A 15,798-nucleotide genomic window follows, 5' to 3' on the forward strand; every position below is an offset into this window, starting at 1 on the left:
ATTTGTAAGTAGTTTTTTTATTTCTTTTTTATTAAAAATTTAATTTAATTTTAAAAATCAATAAATTTTTTTTGCGTTTAATTTTTTTTATGGACTTATTTAACAGTTATGTATTAAAATTAAATAAATGTAATAATAAAATAAAAGTTTCGGAAAGGAAAGGTTATGAGTACAAAAGAAAGTTTTATGCAATTATATAAAGCAGAAACAGAAAAAGAAATAAATGAAATTATAAAAAACTTAAAAATGGATAATATAGAAGATTGGGTTCCTTATGGAAAAAATGAAAGTAATTTTAGTGTTATAGGTAATCAATCTTCTAATGCAGAGAGAGCTTTAATTGAAAAATTTACAAATTCTGTTGATGCTGTTTTAATGAAAAGATGTTATGAGATTGGTTTAGACCCTAAAGGAGAAAATGCACCTAAATCTCCTAGTGAAGCAATAGAGAAGTTTTTTGGATTAAAAAATGGAGATACATCTAATTTTAGTAAGGAGCTTGAAAAAGAATTAGGAAATAATATACTTTTTATGGCAACTAACAAGGATTGTATGCCTAATGCAAGTCAAAGTAGAAATAATGCCAATTTAATTATTTTTGATAGAGGAGAAGGACAAACACCAAAAAATTTACAAGATACAATCTTATCTTTATTAAAAGGAAATAAAAAATCAATTCCCTTTACTCAAGGTAATTATAATCAAGGTGGAAGCGGTGCTTTAATGTATTGTGGAAATTATGGATATTGCTTGGTTTTAAGTAAGAGAAATATTGATATTCCAAAAAGTTTTATTGATTTAAAGGATGATACTAGAAATAAGTGGGGATGGACTTTAATAAGAAGGGAAATAAGAGACGATGCTAAAGACCCGGTTTATACATATTACGCCCCTAATGGACAAGTACCTACAATTGATGAAGAGGAATTACCTATTTTACCAAAAGAACTTAATAGTATTGAATCTAAAAAATATCTAGATTATAAGGGGGCTTGTAAGGGATTTATACCTTATAGTGAAAATGCTAAGTGTGGTACAGCAATAAAATTATATAATTATAAATTATCTAAAAAAGGTCCTTTAAATAGTCATTTAAAATATGATTTAGCTTCATATATTAATGATACATATTTACCTATTAGATTTGTAGATTGTAGAAAAAATAAGTCAAGTAATAATTTATATTTTAGAGGATTTAAAAAGATAATAGAGGAAAATAGTAAAGATGATGAGCATAAAAATGAAGGCTTAGTTTATAATAAGATAGATGTTGAATTTAAAGTTAAAGAACAAGAAGTTTTAACTCATATATACTGTTGTAATAAAAGAGATTCTTCGAAATTAACTGCTTCAAAGTTAATTGAAGGTTCAAGAGCTATTAAATTTTGTTTAGGTCAACAATTTCAAGGAGGACTTACTGCTAGATTTTTAAATAATGCAGGGCTTGGTGCCATACAAGATTTAATTATAATAATAGTTGAATTTCCTAACATTTCTACAGAATTTAGAAGTAATCTATTTATGACAGATAGAGAAAGACTTTATGATAAGGCTCCTAAAAAAACTATTGAAAAAAAGCTTAAAGATATAATTGAAAAAAGTCAAGAACTTAGAGAATTTAGAAAATACATAATAAAATCTTCTGAAGATAAAAATGTATCTGATAATAAGGCTATTGAAGAAATAATGAAAGAATGGGTTGAAAAGGATCCAACTGTAAGTAGTTTGCTTTTAGGTAGTAATAATCCTTTTAATAATATAGAGTCAAGTGAAGAAAAAGAAACTGAAATAGATTCTGATGAAGATGATGGTGATTTAGGAACAACAGGAAATGTGAATAGTACATCAAGGAATAATCCTAAGAGAAAACCAGAGGAATATATAGAAAAAAAATATTATCCTACATACTTTTTTCCGCTTTTAAAAAATGTTAATAAAGGGGTATATAATAAAAAAGCTTATATTGATGAGTCCTTTAGAATAAGATTTAGTACTGATGCAGTAGATGATTTCTTTATAAGAAGCAGAGATAAAGGTAAGATAAAAGTATATATTGATAATAAAGAAATAACTGATTTTAGCAGAATTTTTAAAAATGGAAAAGTTACACTTATATTTTCAAAGAATATAGCTGGAAAAAAACTTTGTAAGAAAGATATTTTAGTATATCTTTATTGTGATGAAGAGGAGTATTTTGAAAGTAAAATATCTTTAAACTTAATAGAGAGAAAGAAAAAAGAAGTTAAAAAGGAAAAGGAAGATGTAAAAACTTCTATAGGACTTCCTAAATATAGAGTAGTTAAAAAAGAAGAGTATATATCTGGTATGAACGAAGAAAGTGGCGTAGTTTATGTTAAAGATTTTGAAGAATATATATATTATATAAATATTGACAATATATCTTTAAAAGAGAAATTAAATTCTTTAAAAGATGAAACAGATAAGGAATTGTATACTCAGATGTATATTTATATTATGTTGCTTTTATCTATAAGTATAAATAATAAAAAAGCTGAAGAGGATGGTAATAAGGAGTTAGATAGAAGTAAGGAGATATCATTAGTAACTAGAGATTATGCTAAATTTATGTTTATAGCAGAGAAGTTAATGGATGATTTAAAACAAAAAATAGGTAAATCTTACTTTAAATAAATTTATACTATTTATGTATTAAATAGTTTTTAGTTAAAAATTAGAAAGACTTTATATTAGTTTTCTAATATAAAGTCTTTCTTTTATTTTTTTGAAAAGATTTTGTGGCAGTATATTCCTATTTTTTGAGAGATATATCCTAGAATATTTCCACAAAGAAGAGCAGGTATTACAGCTTGCCAATCTCCATTTAATCCAAAGGTTGAGAAACAGCCACAAAATGCTCCAGATATAAATTCTAGCTTTTTAAGTTTCGCTTGAATTACCATCATAAAAGAGAAGAAGGCTGTTAAAAAGTAAGACCAGTATTCATTTGGAAATATAGAAGAACCTTTTATAATAAGAAGAGCATATATAATTCCTGTGGCATTTGAGAATAGTGATTTAAAAAGTCCTTTACTCATTCCCCCTGAGGAATAATAACTAGTCCATCCTACAAAACCAGTCCAACTTACCATATTAAAGGTTGAGGCCATCCATGCCCAAACTCCAGAAAGTACACCAACGCTAATAGCTACATATGAAAGTAAATCCATAAAAATCCTCCTTAATTTTAATCTTTTGTGTTTTTAAAGTTTTATCTAAGTTTAAAGGTATTTATTTTTACTTTAAACTTAAGTTTTATTTATTTTTCTTTTAGACTTTTATTAATATATTTAAGCCTAGACTTTATTTAAGTCTATTTTAATAAGAAAGTTAATAAAATATGTCGTACTTTAATATTTTATCCAAAAGTAAACCTTTAATCAACTTTATTATGTGTTAAAATATAAAGGTATAAAGAAATTTTAAAAAGGTTTTTATATAAATATTTAAGGAGAAGTTTATTAGTTTTATTAACTTTAGCTTTCTCCTAAAGGAGAAATTATGGAAAGTTTATGGGAGAAAAAATGGGTAGAAGATATTGAGTATTTAAGAGAGGAACTTAAAAAAAGGCATAAGAATTTATTTGCCTATACTAGTGAGGAAAGTTTTAATGAGAAGGTAGAGAGTTTAAAATCTATTGTTAATAGCTTAGATTATGAGGAGATGAAGGTTGAAATTTCTAGAATTGTTGCTTCTATAAAGGATGCTCATACATCTCTTGTATTTCCAGCTAAAAGATTTATTCCCTTAAAATTTTATTATTTTAAGGAAGGAGTTTATATTATAAATGCTTGTAAAGGATATGAGCATATGCTTTTTCAGAAAGTTTTAGCCCTTGGGGATATGGAAATTAAAGAGGTTTTATGTGAACTTTCAAAGATTATATCCTTTGAAAATGAGTATTTTTTTAAGGCTCAAAGTATGAAGTATATGCAAATAGCAGAGGTTTTATATGGACTTTTAGTAAGTGATACTATGGATAAAATAGATATAACTTTAGAAAGTGGGGAGTATAGCTTAGAAACTTGTTCCTTTGATAAATTAAATTATGTAAATCACAATCTTCCTTTGTATGCTAAAAAAGATTATTGCAATCTTTGGTTTAAGCTTTTAAATAAGGGGCAGTTATATATAAAATATAATAGTTGTAGAGAAAAGGGAGAGGAAAGCATAGAAAATAAAATTAAAAAAATTATAGATAAAATTGAAAAAGAGAAAATAGAGAAGGTAATTATAGATTTTAGGAATAATTTAGGAGGAGATTCAACTTTATTTACTCCTTTAATAGATTATTTAAAAGAGAATAAAAGGATAAATAAAAAAGGAAACTTAAAACTTATAATAGGTAGAGAAACCTTTTCTTCGGCACTTATAAATGCTTATGATTTGAAAAATAATACAGAGGTTAAAATAATTGGGGAGCCAACAGGAGGAAAGCCTAATTCTTATGGAGAAGTTTTAAGGTTTCCCCTTCCTAATAGCAAGTTTTTAATATCTTATTCAACAAAATTTTTTAGACTTATTGACGAGGATTCTGTTATGTCTCTTTATCCAGAGGAATATGTTTATGAGGAATTAAGTAATTATAAAAATCCTTGTGAAAAGCTTCCTTGTTTAGAGTAAATTAATATTAGTTTTTTAAATTTAAAAGCAAATAAAAAAATTAAACCACCCTTTAAAATTTAGAAAAAGGGTGGTTTTTTTTATAAAAAATTCCTAAGAAGGAATAAAATCTGTATTTTTTTGTTCGAAACGTATTCATACCCTTTAAATTATAATAAGGACTACTTCTTCTTTGATTTTAAATGTTAATAAGTCTTTACAGAATTTTAAAAGAAATTTATAATTGAAATGTTTATAATTGTGTCGAAAAAATGTACAAATTAATATTTTTTTAAAAGTTTTTTTAAAGGTTTTCTTTAAAAGCTTTTTAAAATTTATTAAAAAATCAATCTACTAAAGGTGTATTTATTTAACCATATGCACAAAATAAGGGTGCTTAAATTTATGGTTATAAAAAAGGAGGAAAAAATGAAATATATTATTGGAGTTGTAGGATTAATAGTTATTTTAGCCCTTGCCTGGATTGGAAGTAGCGACAAGAAAAATATAAAATATAAGCCCGTTGTTTTAATGCTTATTTTACAATTTATATTAGGCTTTCTACTTTTAAATACTGAGGTTGGTAACTACTTAGTAGGAAGTATTGCAAATGGCTTCCAAGTTCTTTTAGAGTGTGCAGGAGATGGAGTAAACTTTGTATTTGGTGGATTAGTTAATAATGATCAATTTTCATTCTTTATTAGTGTTCTTTTACCAATAATCTTTATTTCTGCCTTAATCGGTATTTTACAATACTTAAAAATACTTCCTTTTGTAATTAAGTACATAGGCTTAGTTTTAAGTAAGATAAATGGTATGGGTAAGTTAGAGTCTTATAATGCTGTAGCTTCAGCAATCTTAGGGCAATCTGAAGTTTTTATTTCTGTAAAGAAAGAACTTGGATTACTGCCAAAGCATAGATTATATACTCTATGTGCCTCTGCAATGTCTACAGTATCTATGTCTATAGTAGGTTCTTATATGGTTTTATTAGAGCCTAGATATGTTGTAACTGCTATTGTTCTTAACTTATTTGGAGGCTTTATAATAGCTTCTGTTATAAATCCATATACAGTATCAGAGAAAGATGATATTTTAATTGTGGAGGAGGAAAAGAAGCAAAGCTTTTTTGAGGTTCTTGGAGAATATATTTTAGATGGATTTAAGGTAGCTGTTATAGTAGCTGCTATGTTAGTTGGTTTTGTTGCAATTATTGCCGTAATAAACATGATATTTACAGCGATTTTTGGAATGAGCTTTCAAGAGATTTTAGGATATGTATTTTCTCCTTTTGCTATTTTAATGGGTGTGCCTGTAAATGAATCTATACAAGCTGCTAGTGTAATGGCAACAAAACTTGTATCTAATGAATTTGTAGCTATGAATTTATTATCAAGTGGAAATTTACATTTATCTCAAAGAACTATAGGAATTGTTTCTGTGTTTTTAATTTCCTTTGCAAACTTCTCTTCAATTGGAATTATTTCAGGAGCTGTAAAGGGGCTTAATCAAAAGCAGGGAAATGTAGTTGCAAGATTTGGTCTTAAATTATTATATGGAGCAACTTTAGTAAGTATGTTAACAGCTACCATAGTAGGACTTATAATATAATTTAAGATAAAAAAATAAGGTAGTTATTTGCTACCTTATTTTTTATTCCTTTTTTCTAGCCTTTATTTTAAAAGTGCTATATTGAGAAGGGATATAGTATTTATTAAATAGAATAGGATAAGCATCTTCCTTAGTGTAAAGACTTTCTAAAATTAAATCACATTGATTTCCCCCAACTAATTTATATTTTGGGTTAAGGGAGTTTCCTGCTGAGGAGTGTTTTATTTCTAAAAAGGAGCTTTCTGAAAGTTCATAGGACTTATTTTCAAGAAAGTCTAAAAGTTCTTCTTCTTTATGAAGGTCTAAATTAAATTCCTCTGCTCTTTCTAAATCCATAAAGGTAAAGGCATAGGCTAAAACTTTATCTCCTTTTTTATAATAACGCTCACAGGCAACTACAGCCTTGGAATCCTTTTCTAAAACCTCCTTAGTATAATCACTAGGAAGTTCTAATCTAAATTCTAAATCTATATCCTCAATTTTTTCTGTATGACATTTATATATAGGATTTCCTATTAACTCTAAAAAGTCTTTTTTTAAAGATTTTTCAGGAGTTGTTATGAAATTTCCCTTTCCCCTTATATTTTTTACTAGGCCATCATCTTGAAGAAGGGCTAAAGCCTGTCTTAAGGTCATACGGCTAACTCCAAAGCTTTTTGCAAGGTCTGGCTCTGAAGGAAGTTTTGAATTTAGGGCATATTCACCCTCTATGATTTTTTTGTAGAGTTTATCATAAACTTCTCTATAGAGTAATTTTTTTGAATCTTTAGTATCTTTTATAGTGAATTTCATCTTAACACCTAACTTATTTTAATTTTATATTATATACATTCTTTAACAAAAATAGTATATCATAAATTTTTCTTTATTTAAATTAAGTAGATTTTATTTTGTTAAAGTATATAAAAATAGAAGAAAATTTAGGAAAAAATATATATTTTTTATTTTTATTAAACATATCTTTTTAAAAGTAGACAAGTTTCTTAGACAAGTTACTAGGTTTTGTATGAGATGCTTTTCTTGATTTTAGTTAAAAACTCTATTAAATAGCTTATTTTCCCATAAAATGAAGGAAAATAAAGCTTAATAAAAAGTGTTGAAATTGAAATAAAGATATGATAGTATTAACTTGTCTAAAAAATAGACTAAAAATAGACAAGTTAAATAAATGTGCTAAAGCCTTGATTTTAGTATATTTTGTAAACGATATTTAGGGAGGATGGATTAAAAATATTAGACAAGTTAGTGAAGATTATTAGTAAATTAAATTAAAACAAAGGAAAAGAGAGGGTTTTAAAATGGATATTTCACTTAATGCCTTAGAAAAGGTAGAAGAAGTAAAAGTTAAAAAGGCAGTACCTGCTGTATTAGCTTTAATGATTTTTGCTTTAGTTATTGACAACTCATTTAAAATTATTTCGTCGGACTTAGCTAAAGCTTTTAATATTTCAGCTACAGAAGTTAGTTGGCAAGTTACTTTAGCTGGTTTAGTAATTGGAATTGGAGCTGTTGTTTATGCTTCTTTATCAGATACTATAAGCGTTAGAACACTTTTAGTTTTAGGTATTATATTAATATGTGTAGGTTCTTTATTAGGATTTATTTTTCAGAACTCATTTTTAATTATTGTTATATCAAGAATAATTCAATCTGCAGGTCTAGGAAGTGCAGAAACTTTATATGTAATATTTATAGCTAAATATTTTAAAGAAAGTGAACATAAGAAATACTTAGGTTTTAGTACAAGTAGTTATGCGATATCTCAAGTAATTGGAGCAATTGCAGGAGGATATATCTCAACATATTTAAGATGGCAAGTACTATTTTTAATTCCTTTATTAACTCTACTTATATTACCTTTTATCTTAAAGTATATCCCTAAAGAAGAAATTAAAAAGAGTAATGTAGATTATGTAGGCTTTATTTTAGTAGGTGCAGTGGCTGCAACTTTAATGGTTTTTGTATCAGGCTTTAACTGGTTTGTTTTAATAGGATTTTTAGTTGCACTTTCCTTATTTTTAATATACATAAGCAAAAATGAAAATGCTTTTATAAGCATTAAGTTTTTCACGAATAGAAACTTTATATCAGTATTACTTGTAGCCTTTGTTATATATAGCGTACAACTTGCATTTATATTTATGTTCCCATTCCTTGTGGATACTTTATATGGATATAAGTTAGACCAAATATCTTTACTTTTAGTACCTTCTTATGTTATTGCAGCTACAGTCGGTGCTTTATCAGGAAAGGTTTCTAAAAAAATAGGAAGTAAACAATGTATTCAAGGGGCTATTTTAGGAATAATAATAAGTCTTTTAATTGGTGCTTTCTTTGTTAAAAGTAATATTTTTGTACTTATCCTTGTTATGGTATTATTCTCAAGTTCTTTTGCCTTAATGTATGCACCTATGATTGACACTTTAACAAGAACTATACCAAAGGAAAAGACAGGAACTGCTATAGGTTTTTATAACTTCTGTTTAAACATAGCAACTTCTATAGGAATAGCTTATGTTGCAATACTTATGGAAACTAAGCTTTTAGAAAATAACATAACAGGATTATTTAAGGAAAATCTAGTAGTTCATTACAGCAATGTATTAATAGTTTTAGCTATTATTTCTTTAATAGCACTTTTACTATATTTCTTCTTAGTAGGAAGAAAAGAGAAAAATTAAGAATATAGGTTTTTCTAAATAAAAAAGATTTTTTAAAAATATAAATAACTATAACTTAAAAATACTAAACACACACACTTTACAAATAACATATAGAACCTAGAAAATTACCTTTAAAGAGGGTATTTTCTAGGTTTTTCTTTTTTTAGAAAAAATAAATATTGTTAAACTGTTAAAATTGTGAATATAATTTAAAAAGAACCTATTATTTATGAATTTTCTTACAAAAGTGATAATGATTATTAGAAAATATGATATTATATTTTTAAAGCTTTAAAGCGAATTTTAATTTTATTATAAAAAATATAAAAAATTTAGATGAAAAGATTAAACTAATAAATTTTTTGTAGAAATTTAGCATAATTAAATTTAAAGGTTTTTTCTTAGTGCACTTTTAGATAAGCCAAATATAAAACTAATAGGAGGAAGAAAAATGAATAAGAAAAAAATAGCAGCTATGCTTTTAGCAACAATGTTTATTAACGTTTCCTCTACAACTATGAATGTTTTTGCAGAGGATATAAATAAAGAGGCTTCTAAAATAGAGTCAAATAAAGATGAGGTTGAAAATTCTAAAGCAACTGTAAATAAGTTTGACTTAGAAAATAGCAAAAGTCTAAAGGAATATGACAATCAGTTTAAGGTAAAGAGAGATGAAATAATCTCAATTACTAATAACGGAGGAGTATATGGAAATTCTACTATTGATAAAGCAATAGATGGAAGATTAGATACTCATTGGGAAACAGGAAAGCATAATGATGCAAACTTTAAAAATGAGGTTGTTGTAACCTTTAAAGAACCTGTAGAATTAGATAGAATTGTTTATTCAGCAAGAAGAGACGGAACAAGAGGAAAGGGGTTTGCAAAGAAATTTAAGGTTTACGCATCTTTAGAGGATTCTGGTAATAATTTCAATTTAGTTACTAGCGGAGAGTATAATGGCTCTATAAATGATATGATTGAAATTAAATTTAACCCAACAAAATTTAAAAGATTAAAATTCGTTTTTGACGAGGCGGAAAGAGATTGGGCTTCAGCTTCAGAGTTTTCTTTCTATAAGGAAGATAAAGTAAGAGATAATATGAAGGGGCTTTTCACAGATGGAAAAATGAATAAGGTTTCAGAGGCTTATCAAACTGAGGAAAGTATTGATGCCTTAGAGAAGGAAGCAGAAAACCATCCTTTACATGCTCAATATGTAGAAGAATGTGAAAATGCAAAGGCTTTATTAAATTCACAGGAAATAGAAGCTACAAAAACTACTATGACTAAGTTTGCACCTTATTATTCAATGGAAAGAGGTGCTTATGACCAAGCCTTTAAAATGGACAATAGCAATATTGAAAGTATAACAAGTACTGGTGGAAAATTAAATGGAAGTGTAGGAACTGAAAATATAATAGATGATAATTTAAATACTTACTGGGAAACTGGAAAGCATACTTCAGATTCCTTTAAAAATGAACTTATCTTCACTTTAAAAGAACCTACTGTTTTAAATAGAATAGCTTATAGGTCAGCTTGGAATACTGTAGGTTTTGCAGAAAACCTTGAGGTTTGGGCTTCTGATACAAGTAAAGGAGATACCTTTAAGTTAGTGGCAGAAGGAACAGGTAAGAAAACTGCAGATGTTGAAGAAATTAGATTTAACCCTACTAAATTTAAGAGAATTAAGTTTGTATTTAAAAACAATGGAACAGCTACTGCTTCAGAAATGATGTTCTATAAGGAAGACCCTGTTTTAGATGATATGAACTCAATTTATGCAGATAACACTTACACTAAACTTTCAGATAAGTTTAATAATGAAGAGGGAATGAAAAAGCTAGAAGAAGAAGCTAAAAAACACCCATTATATACAGATTATAAAGATAGCATAAATGATGCTAAGGCTATTTTAAGCCAAGAGGATGTAAAAGCTGTAGCAACTAATGGTATAAGCATAAATTACAATAAAAATGATGAGTATAATAAGCTATATAGAGTGCCTTATGACAATATAAAATCTATTAAAAATAATGGTGGACATTATGCAGATAAAAAGATTGAGGCTGCAATAGATAATAATTTAGATACTTACTGGGAAACAGGTAATTTAAATACAAATTCCTTTAAAAACACTGTAGAGGTTGAATTTAAGGAACCTGTAGTTTTAGATAGAATCTTATATGGTGCAAGACAAAGCGATTTAAAAGGTTTTGGGGAAGATGTTTCTATATATGCATCTAGAACTAGCAAGGGAGACACTTATAATTTAGTAGCAAATGCAACTTCTCAAGATGTTTCAGGTTTAGTTGAAGTTAAATTTAACCCAACTGAGTTTAAGAGAGTTAAAATTGTATTTAATAAATCTTCTCAAAACTCTGCATCTATAAATGAATTAATGTTCTATAAACCAGATGAGGTTTATTCCTACATACCAAAATTATTTACAGATGGTACTATGAGTGAAGTTAGTGAAGAATTTAATAGTCTTGATAAAATAAATGCTTTAAGAGAGGCTGCAAGTAAGAATCCTTTATATGAAACTTTTAAACCTAATATAGATTTAGCAGAATCTATACTTTCATCTCCAAGAAAGGAAGAAGTATTTACTTTAGAGAGAAGAGGAAATTCTGTAGAAGAAGCTGTAAAGAGAAAGGTTTGGCGTTTCCAAGACTGGCAAATAACAGGTTATAGTGCAAGACCTGGAGATAAAATAAAGGTTTATGTAGATGTTAAACCAGGTGAGCCTACACCAACTTTATTATATAAACAAGCTCTTACTCAACATGGTGGTTCTGTAAACTTTAAATTAAAACCAGGATATAATGAAATAGTTATACCAACTGTAGATTATGATTCAAATGGAATACCTAAAAATGTAATACAAGGTGGAGAATTATACTTTACAAACTATGAAAGTGACAGACAAACAGAAGCTCCAAAGGTTAGAATAGAAGGTGCTTCAAAATACCCTGTATTTATATTAGGAAAATCTGATGACCAAGAGGTTATGAAAGAATTAGAAGCTTATGTAGAGAAAATTAAGAAAGAGCCTGATACAACACCTAATATCTTTGCAGTAAGTGGAGATAAATCTCTTGAATTTACTGAGGCTACTTACGCTTTAGATTGGTATAAGAAAACAGGAAAAACTCCAAAATATACTGCTGAAGCTTGGGATGCTTATGTTAAAGAAGCAATGAATTATTGGGGATTTGATAATTCAAATGAGGTAAACTCAGACTTTAACTTTAGAATAATGCCAATGGTTAAGAACTTAAGCGGAAATGCCTTTATGAATGCTGCAAATGGTGTTTTAGGTATAAGACCTGGAAACCAAGATTGCATATTAAATGCAGATAAAGGATGGGGAGTTGCCCATGAGCTTGGACACAACTTTGATACTAATGGAAGAACTATTCCAGAGGTTACAAATAATATGATGTCTTTACATTTCCAACAAGAAAATGATGGAAAAACAAAGATGACTTATGAAGATGTATGGGGTAAGAGAATCTATCCTAAAGTAGGTTTAGATGATTACTCAAACAATAAGCTAGGTGGCGGTACTGATTTAACTCAAATAGCACCATTATGGCAATTAACAATTTATGATGATACTTTCTATGGAAAATTTGAAAGAGAATTTAGAAATAAAGACTTTGGAAACCATAGCAGAGAAGATATTTATAAATCTTGGGTTGTTGCAGCTTCTGATGCTATGCAATTAGACCTTACAGAGTTCTTTGCTAGACATGGTATCTTTGTAGATGAAAAAGTAAAAGAAGAAATAGGTAAAAAGTATAAAAAACCAGATAAGAAGATTTACTTCATAAATGAAACTGCTTATAAGTATAAAGGTGATGGATTTACTGATAAGGCAAAGGTTGATATAAAAACTGCTAATGAAGATGGAAAAGTTAAGTTTATATTTGATGTAAATGATGAAGATAAAAATAATATCTTAGGTTATGAAATACGTAAAGATGGTAAGTATGTAGGTTTTGCATATAAGAATACCTTTGTAGATGGAAACTCAACAGTAGATGGAAATGGAGTTTATGAAATCACTCCTTATGACAAGAAGTTAAATACTTTAGACACAATAACTGTAGAATCTACAAAACCTCGTTTAGTTGTAAATCCTGTAATTACCCTACAATTAGGTGAAGAATTTAAACCTGAAAATTATGTAAATGCCTTTGATATTAAGGGTAATTCTTTAAAAGACAAGGTTAAGGTTAAAGCAAATAATGTTGATACATCTAACCTTGGAGAATATGAAGTAACTTATGAAATATTAAGTAATAATAATAAGCCATACACAGAAACTGCTAAGGTTAGGGTAGTTAGTGAAAAAGATTATTTAAGTGATTTAAAAGCTGAAAAAGCAGAAGTAGGATACGGAACAGTTAAAAAGGATAAGAGTATTAGTGGAAATACAATAGCTCTTTTAAATGGCTTAGACTATGTAAAATATGATAAAGGTTTAGGACTTCATGCACCAGCTGAGTATGTTTATAACTTAGAAGGAAAGAATTACGAGTACTTTGAAGCTTATGTAGGTGTAGATGAAGCTATGGGATCTAGAGATAACCCATCTGTTGTATTTAAGGTATTTGTAGATGGAGAAGAAAAATTCAATAGTGGAGTTATGGGAAGCAAAACTAGTCAAAAGTACGTTAATGTAGATGTTAAAGGTGCTAAGGAATTAAAACTAGTAGTTACAGATGGTGGTAATGGAAATGGTTCAGACCATGCAGATTTTGCAGATGCTAAGTTAGTAACTTCTAATGCTATACCAAAATTAAATATTCCAAAATCTGTTTCAACAACTGTAGGAAAACCTATAGATGTTAAGGGTGAATTTAGTGCTATTGATGTAGAAGATGGAGATTTAACAGATAAGGTTCAAGTTGAAGGGGATGTCAACTTTGATAAGCCAGGTGAATATAAAATAACTTATACTGTAGAAGATAAAGATGGAAATAAGGTTTTTAAAGATAGAACTATAGCTGTTGTTGATATGAATGACTTTAAATATTTAACAGATTATGACTATAAGAAAGAAACTCACACTTATGCAGGTCCTAAGAAGGATAAATCTATAGATTCACATACTATAAGCTTAACAAACGAAAAAGGACAAGCTGTAAATTATGAGAGAGGTTTAGGAGCTCACTCAACTTCTACAATAGTTTATGATTTAAGTGATAAAAACTTTGACTACTTTAGCTCATATGTAGGAGTAGACAGAGAAATGTATGGAAGCATAGGTTCTGTAAGCTTTGAAGTTTATGTAGATGGAGAAAAGAAATTTGATAGTGGATTAATGAACTCAAAAGACCCAGCTAAGTATGTCTTAGTAGATATTAATGGAGCTAAGGAATTAAAATTAGTAGTTACAGATGGAGGAAATGGAAATGGTTCAGACCATGGAAGTTTTGGAGATTGTAAGTTATACTATGCAAATGAAAATGGAAAAGCTATAGATAAGGCTCCTTTAAATGACTTAGTTGAAAAGGTAGAAAAATTAAATCCAAGCATCTATGAAGAAGAAAGCTTTAATAACTTACAAAATACTTTAAAAGAAGTTCAAGAAAGCTTAAAGGATGGATATAACCAAGAGGAAGTAGACAACCTTTATAAAAAGTTAAATACTTCTTATGAAGCTTTAGTTAAGAAAACTGACTTTACAAAACTTCAAAGTCTTGTAGAGGAAGGAAGTAAGTTACAAAAGTTAAATTACGAACAAAATAGCTTTAAAGCTTATGAAGAGGTTCTTGCAAAGGCTAAGAAAACTTTAGAAAATAAAGAAGCAACTCAAAAAGAAATAGACTCTATGACTGAGGAATTAGAAACTGCTAAGAAGAATTTAGTTCTTAAAGAAAACAGAGTAGAACTTGAAAAAACTATAGAAAAAGCTAAAAAAATTGAGAATAAAGGCTATATTCAAATAAGATGGGAAAACTTTGTTTGGGCTATAGATTACGCAAGTGATATATACAATAATCCAAATTCTACAGATGAAGAAATACGTTCAGCTGTATTTACCCTAACTTATATGCAAGGTGAATTAAAATAATATTTTTAGCTTAAATTTAAGAAGGAGTACTAAAGTGCTCCTTCTTTTTTATTTAAAACTTATTTGTATATTAATTTTATTTTTCTTAAAAGTTAAATCCTTTAAGCTTTAAAAAGAGAGGGAAGGTATTTAAGAGGTAATAGTCTTATAAATTTTAAGGGGTAAAAATAGAATTTATTTATAGCTTAAAGTAAAAATAATTTCAAAGAATCTAAAAATAAGCCATATTAAAATAAATGTAATATATTTACAAAGGTTTTTATATGTAGTAATATGTTGAAGAATAAAATTAAAAAGAAAAATATGGAAAAGGGAATAAGGTTAATGAACAAAAAGAAAGAGGATTTTTTGAAATTAATTTTTAAAATTACCCTTCTTCTTCTCTCTGTAGCTTTTTTAAGTGCAATTCCTAGAAATAATATAATGCTTAAGGAAAGTAAGAAAATAGTAAACAAGGATTATGAACTTTGTAAGGATTTTGAAAACTCCTTTAAAGGAGGGGATAAAAGAGAGGGAATAAAGGAGGAAATGATAAAACATGATATTTTAAAAACCAAAGAGATATACTCCTATATACTTTTGCAAATTGTTGTAGCTATTATGGCCTTTGGATTTTTAAGTTATAGAAAAAAAGGATAGAACTTTTTAATATAGGTAAGAGTTTTATTTTCTAAAAATTTTATACTTTGGCAACGAAAAAAATATTAAATAAATATTAATAAAATAAAGATTATATGCTTTTAGAAAGCGTATAATCTTTATTTTATTATTAACTAAATGTAAAATAGTAAAATTTTTGTTTATATTATAAAG

The 15,798-nt window shown here is 27.6% G+C and carries 8 protein-coding genes; 6 read left to right on the forward strand and 2 right to left on the reverse strand.

Going from position 1 to position 15,798, the window contains the following annotated elements:
• Positions 1-165 precede the first annotated feature (165 nt).
• Entirely contained in the window at positions 166-2,652 is a 2,487-nt protein-coding gene (locus tag AC4FQV_RS04335) for a hypothetical protein (RefSeq protein ID WP_491164625.1), read from the forward strand.
• 83 nt (positions 2,653-2,735) lie between these two features.
• On the opposite strand, the gene AC4FQV_RS04340 is transcribed toward AC4FQV_RS04335, so the two are convergent.
• Entirely contained in the window at positions 2,736-3,188 is a 453-nt protein-coding gene (locus AC4FQV_RS04340) for a DUF1097 domain-containing protein (RefSeq protein WP_491138558.1), read from the reverse strand.
• A 331-nt stretch (positions 3,189-3,519) separates the two neighbouring features.
• Here AC4FQV_RS04340 and AC4FQV_RS04345 point away from each other — a divergent pair, with 331 nt between their 5' ends.
• Together AC4FQV_RS04345 and AC4FQV_RS04350 are read left to right on the forward strand one after the other, a co-directional pair.
• Positions 3,520-4,641, forward strand: a complete 1,122-nt coding sequence (locus AC4FQV_RS04345; protein ID WP_491164627.1) for a S41 family peptidase — start codon at positions 3,520-3,522, stop codon at positions 4,639-4,641.
• Positions 4,642-5,049: 408 nt separating this feature from the next.
• Positions 5,050-6,231 (forward strand): NupC/NupG family nucleoside CNT transporter, encoded by a 1,182-nt coding sequence (locus AC4FQV_RS04350; RefSeq protein WP_491164629.1) that lies wholly within the window; start codon positions 5,050-5,052, stop codon positions 6,229-6,231.
• A gap of 42 nt (positions 6,232-6,273) precedes the next feature.
• Here the strand turns inward: AC4FQV_RS04350 and AC4FQV_RS04355 are convergent, their stop codons facing one another.
• Positions 6,274-7,023: a GntR family transcriptional regulator gene (locus AC4FQV_RS04355; RefSeq protein ID WP_491138554.1), complete on the reverse strand. Its 750-nt coding sequence runs from the start codon at positions 7,021-7,023 to the stop codon at positions 6,274-6,276.
• A gap of 506 nt (positions 7,024-7,529) precedes the next feature.
• Here AC4FQV_RS04355 and AC4FQV_RS04360 point away from each other — a divergent pair.
• The 3 genes from AC4FQV_RS04360 (at position 7,530) to AC4FQV_RS04370 (ending at position 15,624) form a co-directional block, all read left to right on the forward strand.
• Positions 7,530-8,912: an MFS transporter gene (locus tag AC4FQV_RS04360; RefSeq protein WP_491164632.1), complete on the forward strand. Its 1,383-nt coding sequence runs from the start codon at positions 7,530-7,532 to the stop codon at positions 8,910-8,912.
• 433 nt (positions 8,913-9,345) lie between these two features.
• Positions 9,346-14,985: an NPCBM/NEW2 domain-containing protein gene (locus AC4FQV_RS04365; RefSeq protein WP_491164634.1), complete on the forward strand. Its 5,640-nt coding sequence runs from the start codon at positions 9,346-9,348 to the stop codon at positions 14,983-14,985.
• A gap of 324 nt (positions 14,986-15,309) precedes the next feature.
• Positions 15,310-15,624 (forward strand): hypothetical protein, encoded by a 315-nt coding sequence (locus AC4FQV_RS04370; protein WP_491164635.1) that lies wholly within the window; start codon positions 15,310-15,312, stop codon positions 15,622-15,624.
• Positions 15,625-15,798: the final 174 nt, after the last annotated feature.

The sequence above is a fragment of the Clostridium sp. TJA038 genome (assembly GCF_058310255.1).

Bases quoted from the DNA above. Each gene is read 5' to 3' on its own strand.
- AC4FQV_RS04355 (WP_491138554.1), bottom strand. From the start codon at position 7,023: ATGAAATTCACTATAAAAGATACTAAAGATTCAAAAAAATTACTCTAT.
- AC4FQV_RS04345 (WP_491164627.1), top strand. From the start codon at position 3,520: ATGGAAAGTTTATGGGAGAAAAAATGGGTAGAAGATATTGAGTATTTA.
- AC4FQV_RS04360 (WP_491164632.1), top strand. From the start codon at position 7,530: ATGGATATTTCACTTAATGCCTTAGAAAAGGTAGAAGAAGTAAAAGTT.
- AC4FQV_RS04340 (WP_491138558.1), bottom strand. From the start codon at position 3,188: ATGGATTTACTTTCATATGTAGCTATTAGCGTTGGTGTACTTTCTGGA.
- AC4FQV_RS04365 (WP_491164634.1), top strand. From the start codon at position 9,346: ATGAATAAGAAAAAAATAGCAGCTATGCTTTTAGCAACAATGTTTATT.
- AC4FQV_RS04370 (WP_491164635.1), top strand. From the start codon at position 15,310: ATGAACAAAAAGAAAGAGGATTTTTTGAAATTAATTTTTAAAATTACC.
- AC4FQV_RS04350 (WP_491164629.1), top strand. From the start codon at position 5,050: ATGAAATATATTATTGGAGTTGTAGGATTAATAGTTATTTTAGCCCTT.
- AC4FQV_RS04335 (WP_491164625.1), top strand. From the start codon at position 166: ATGAGTACAAAAGAAAGTTTTATGCAATTATATAAAGCAGAAACAGAA.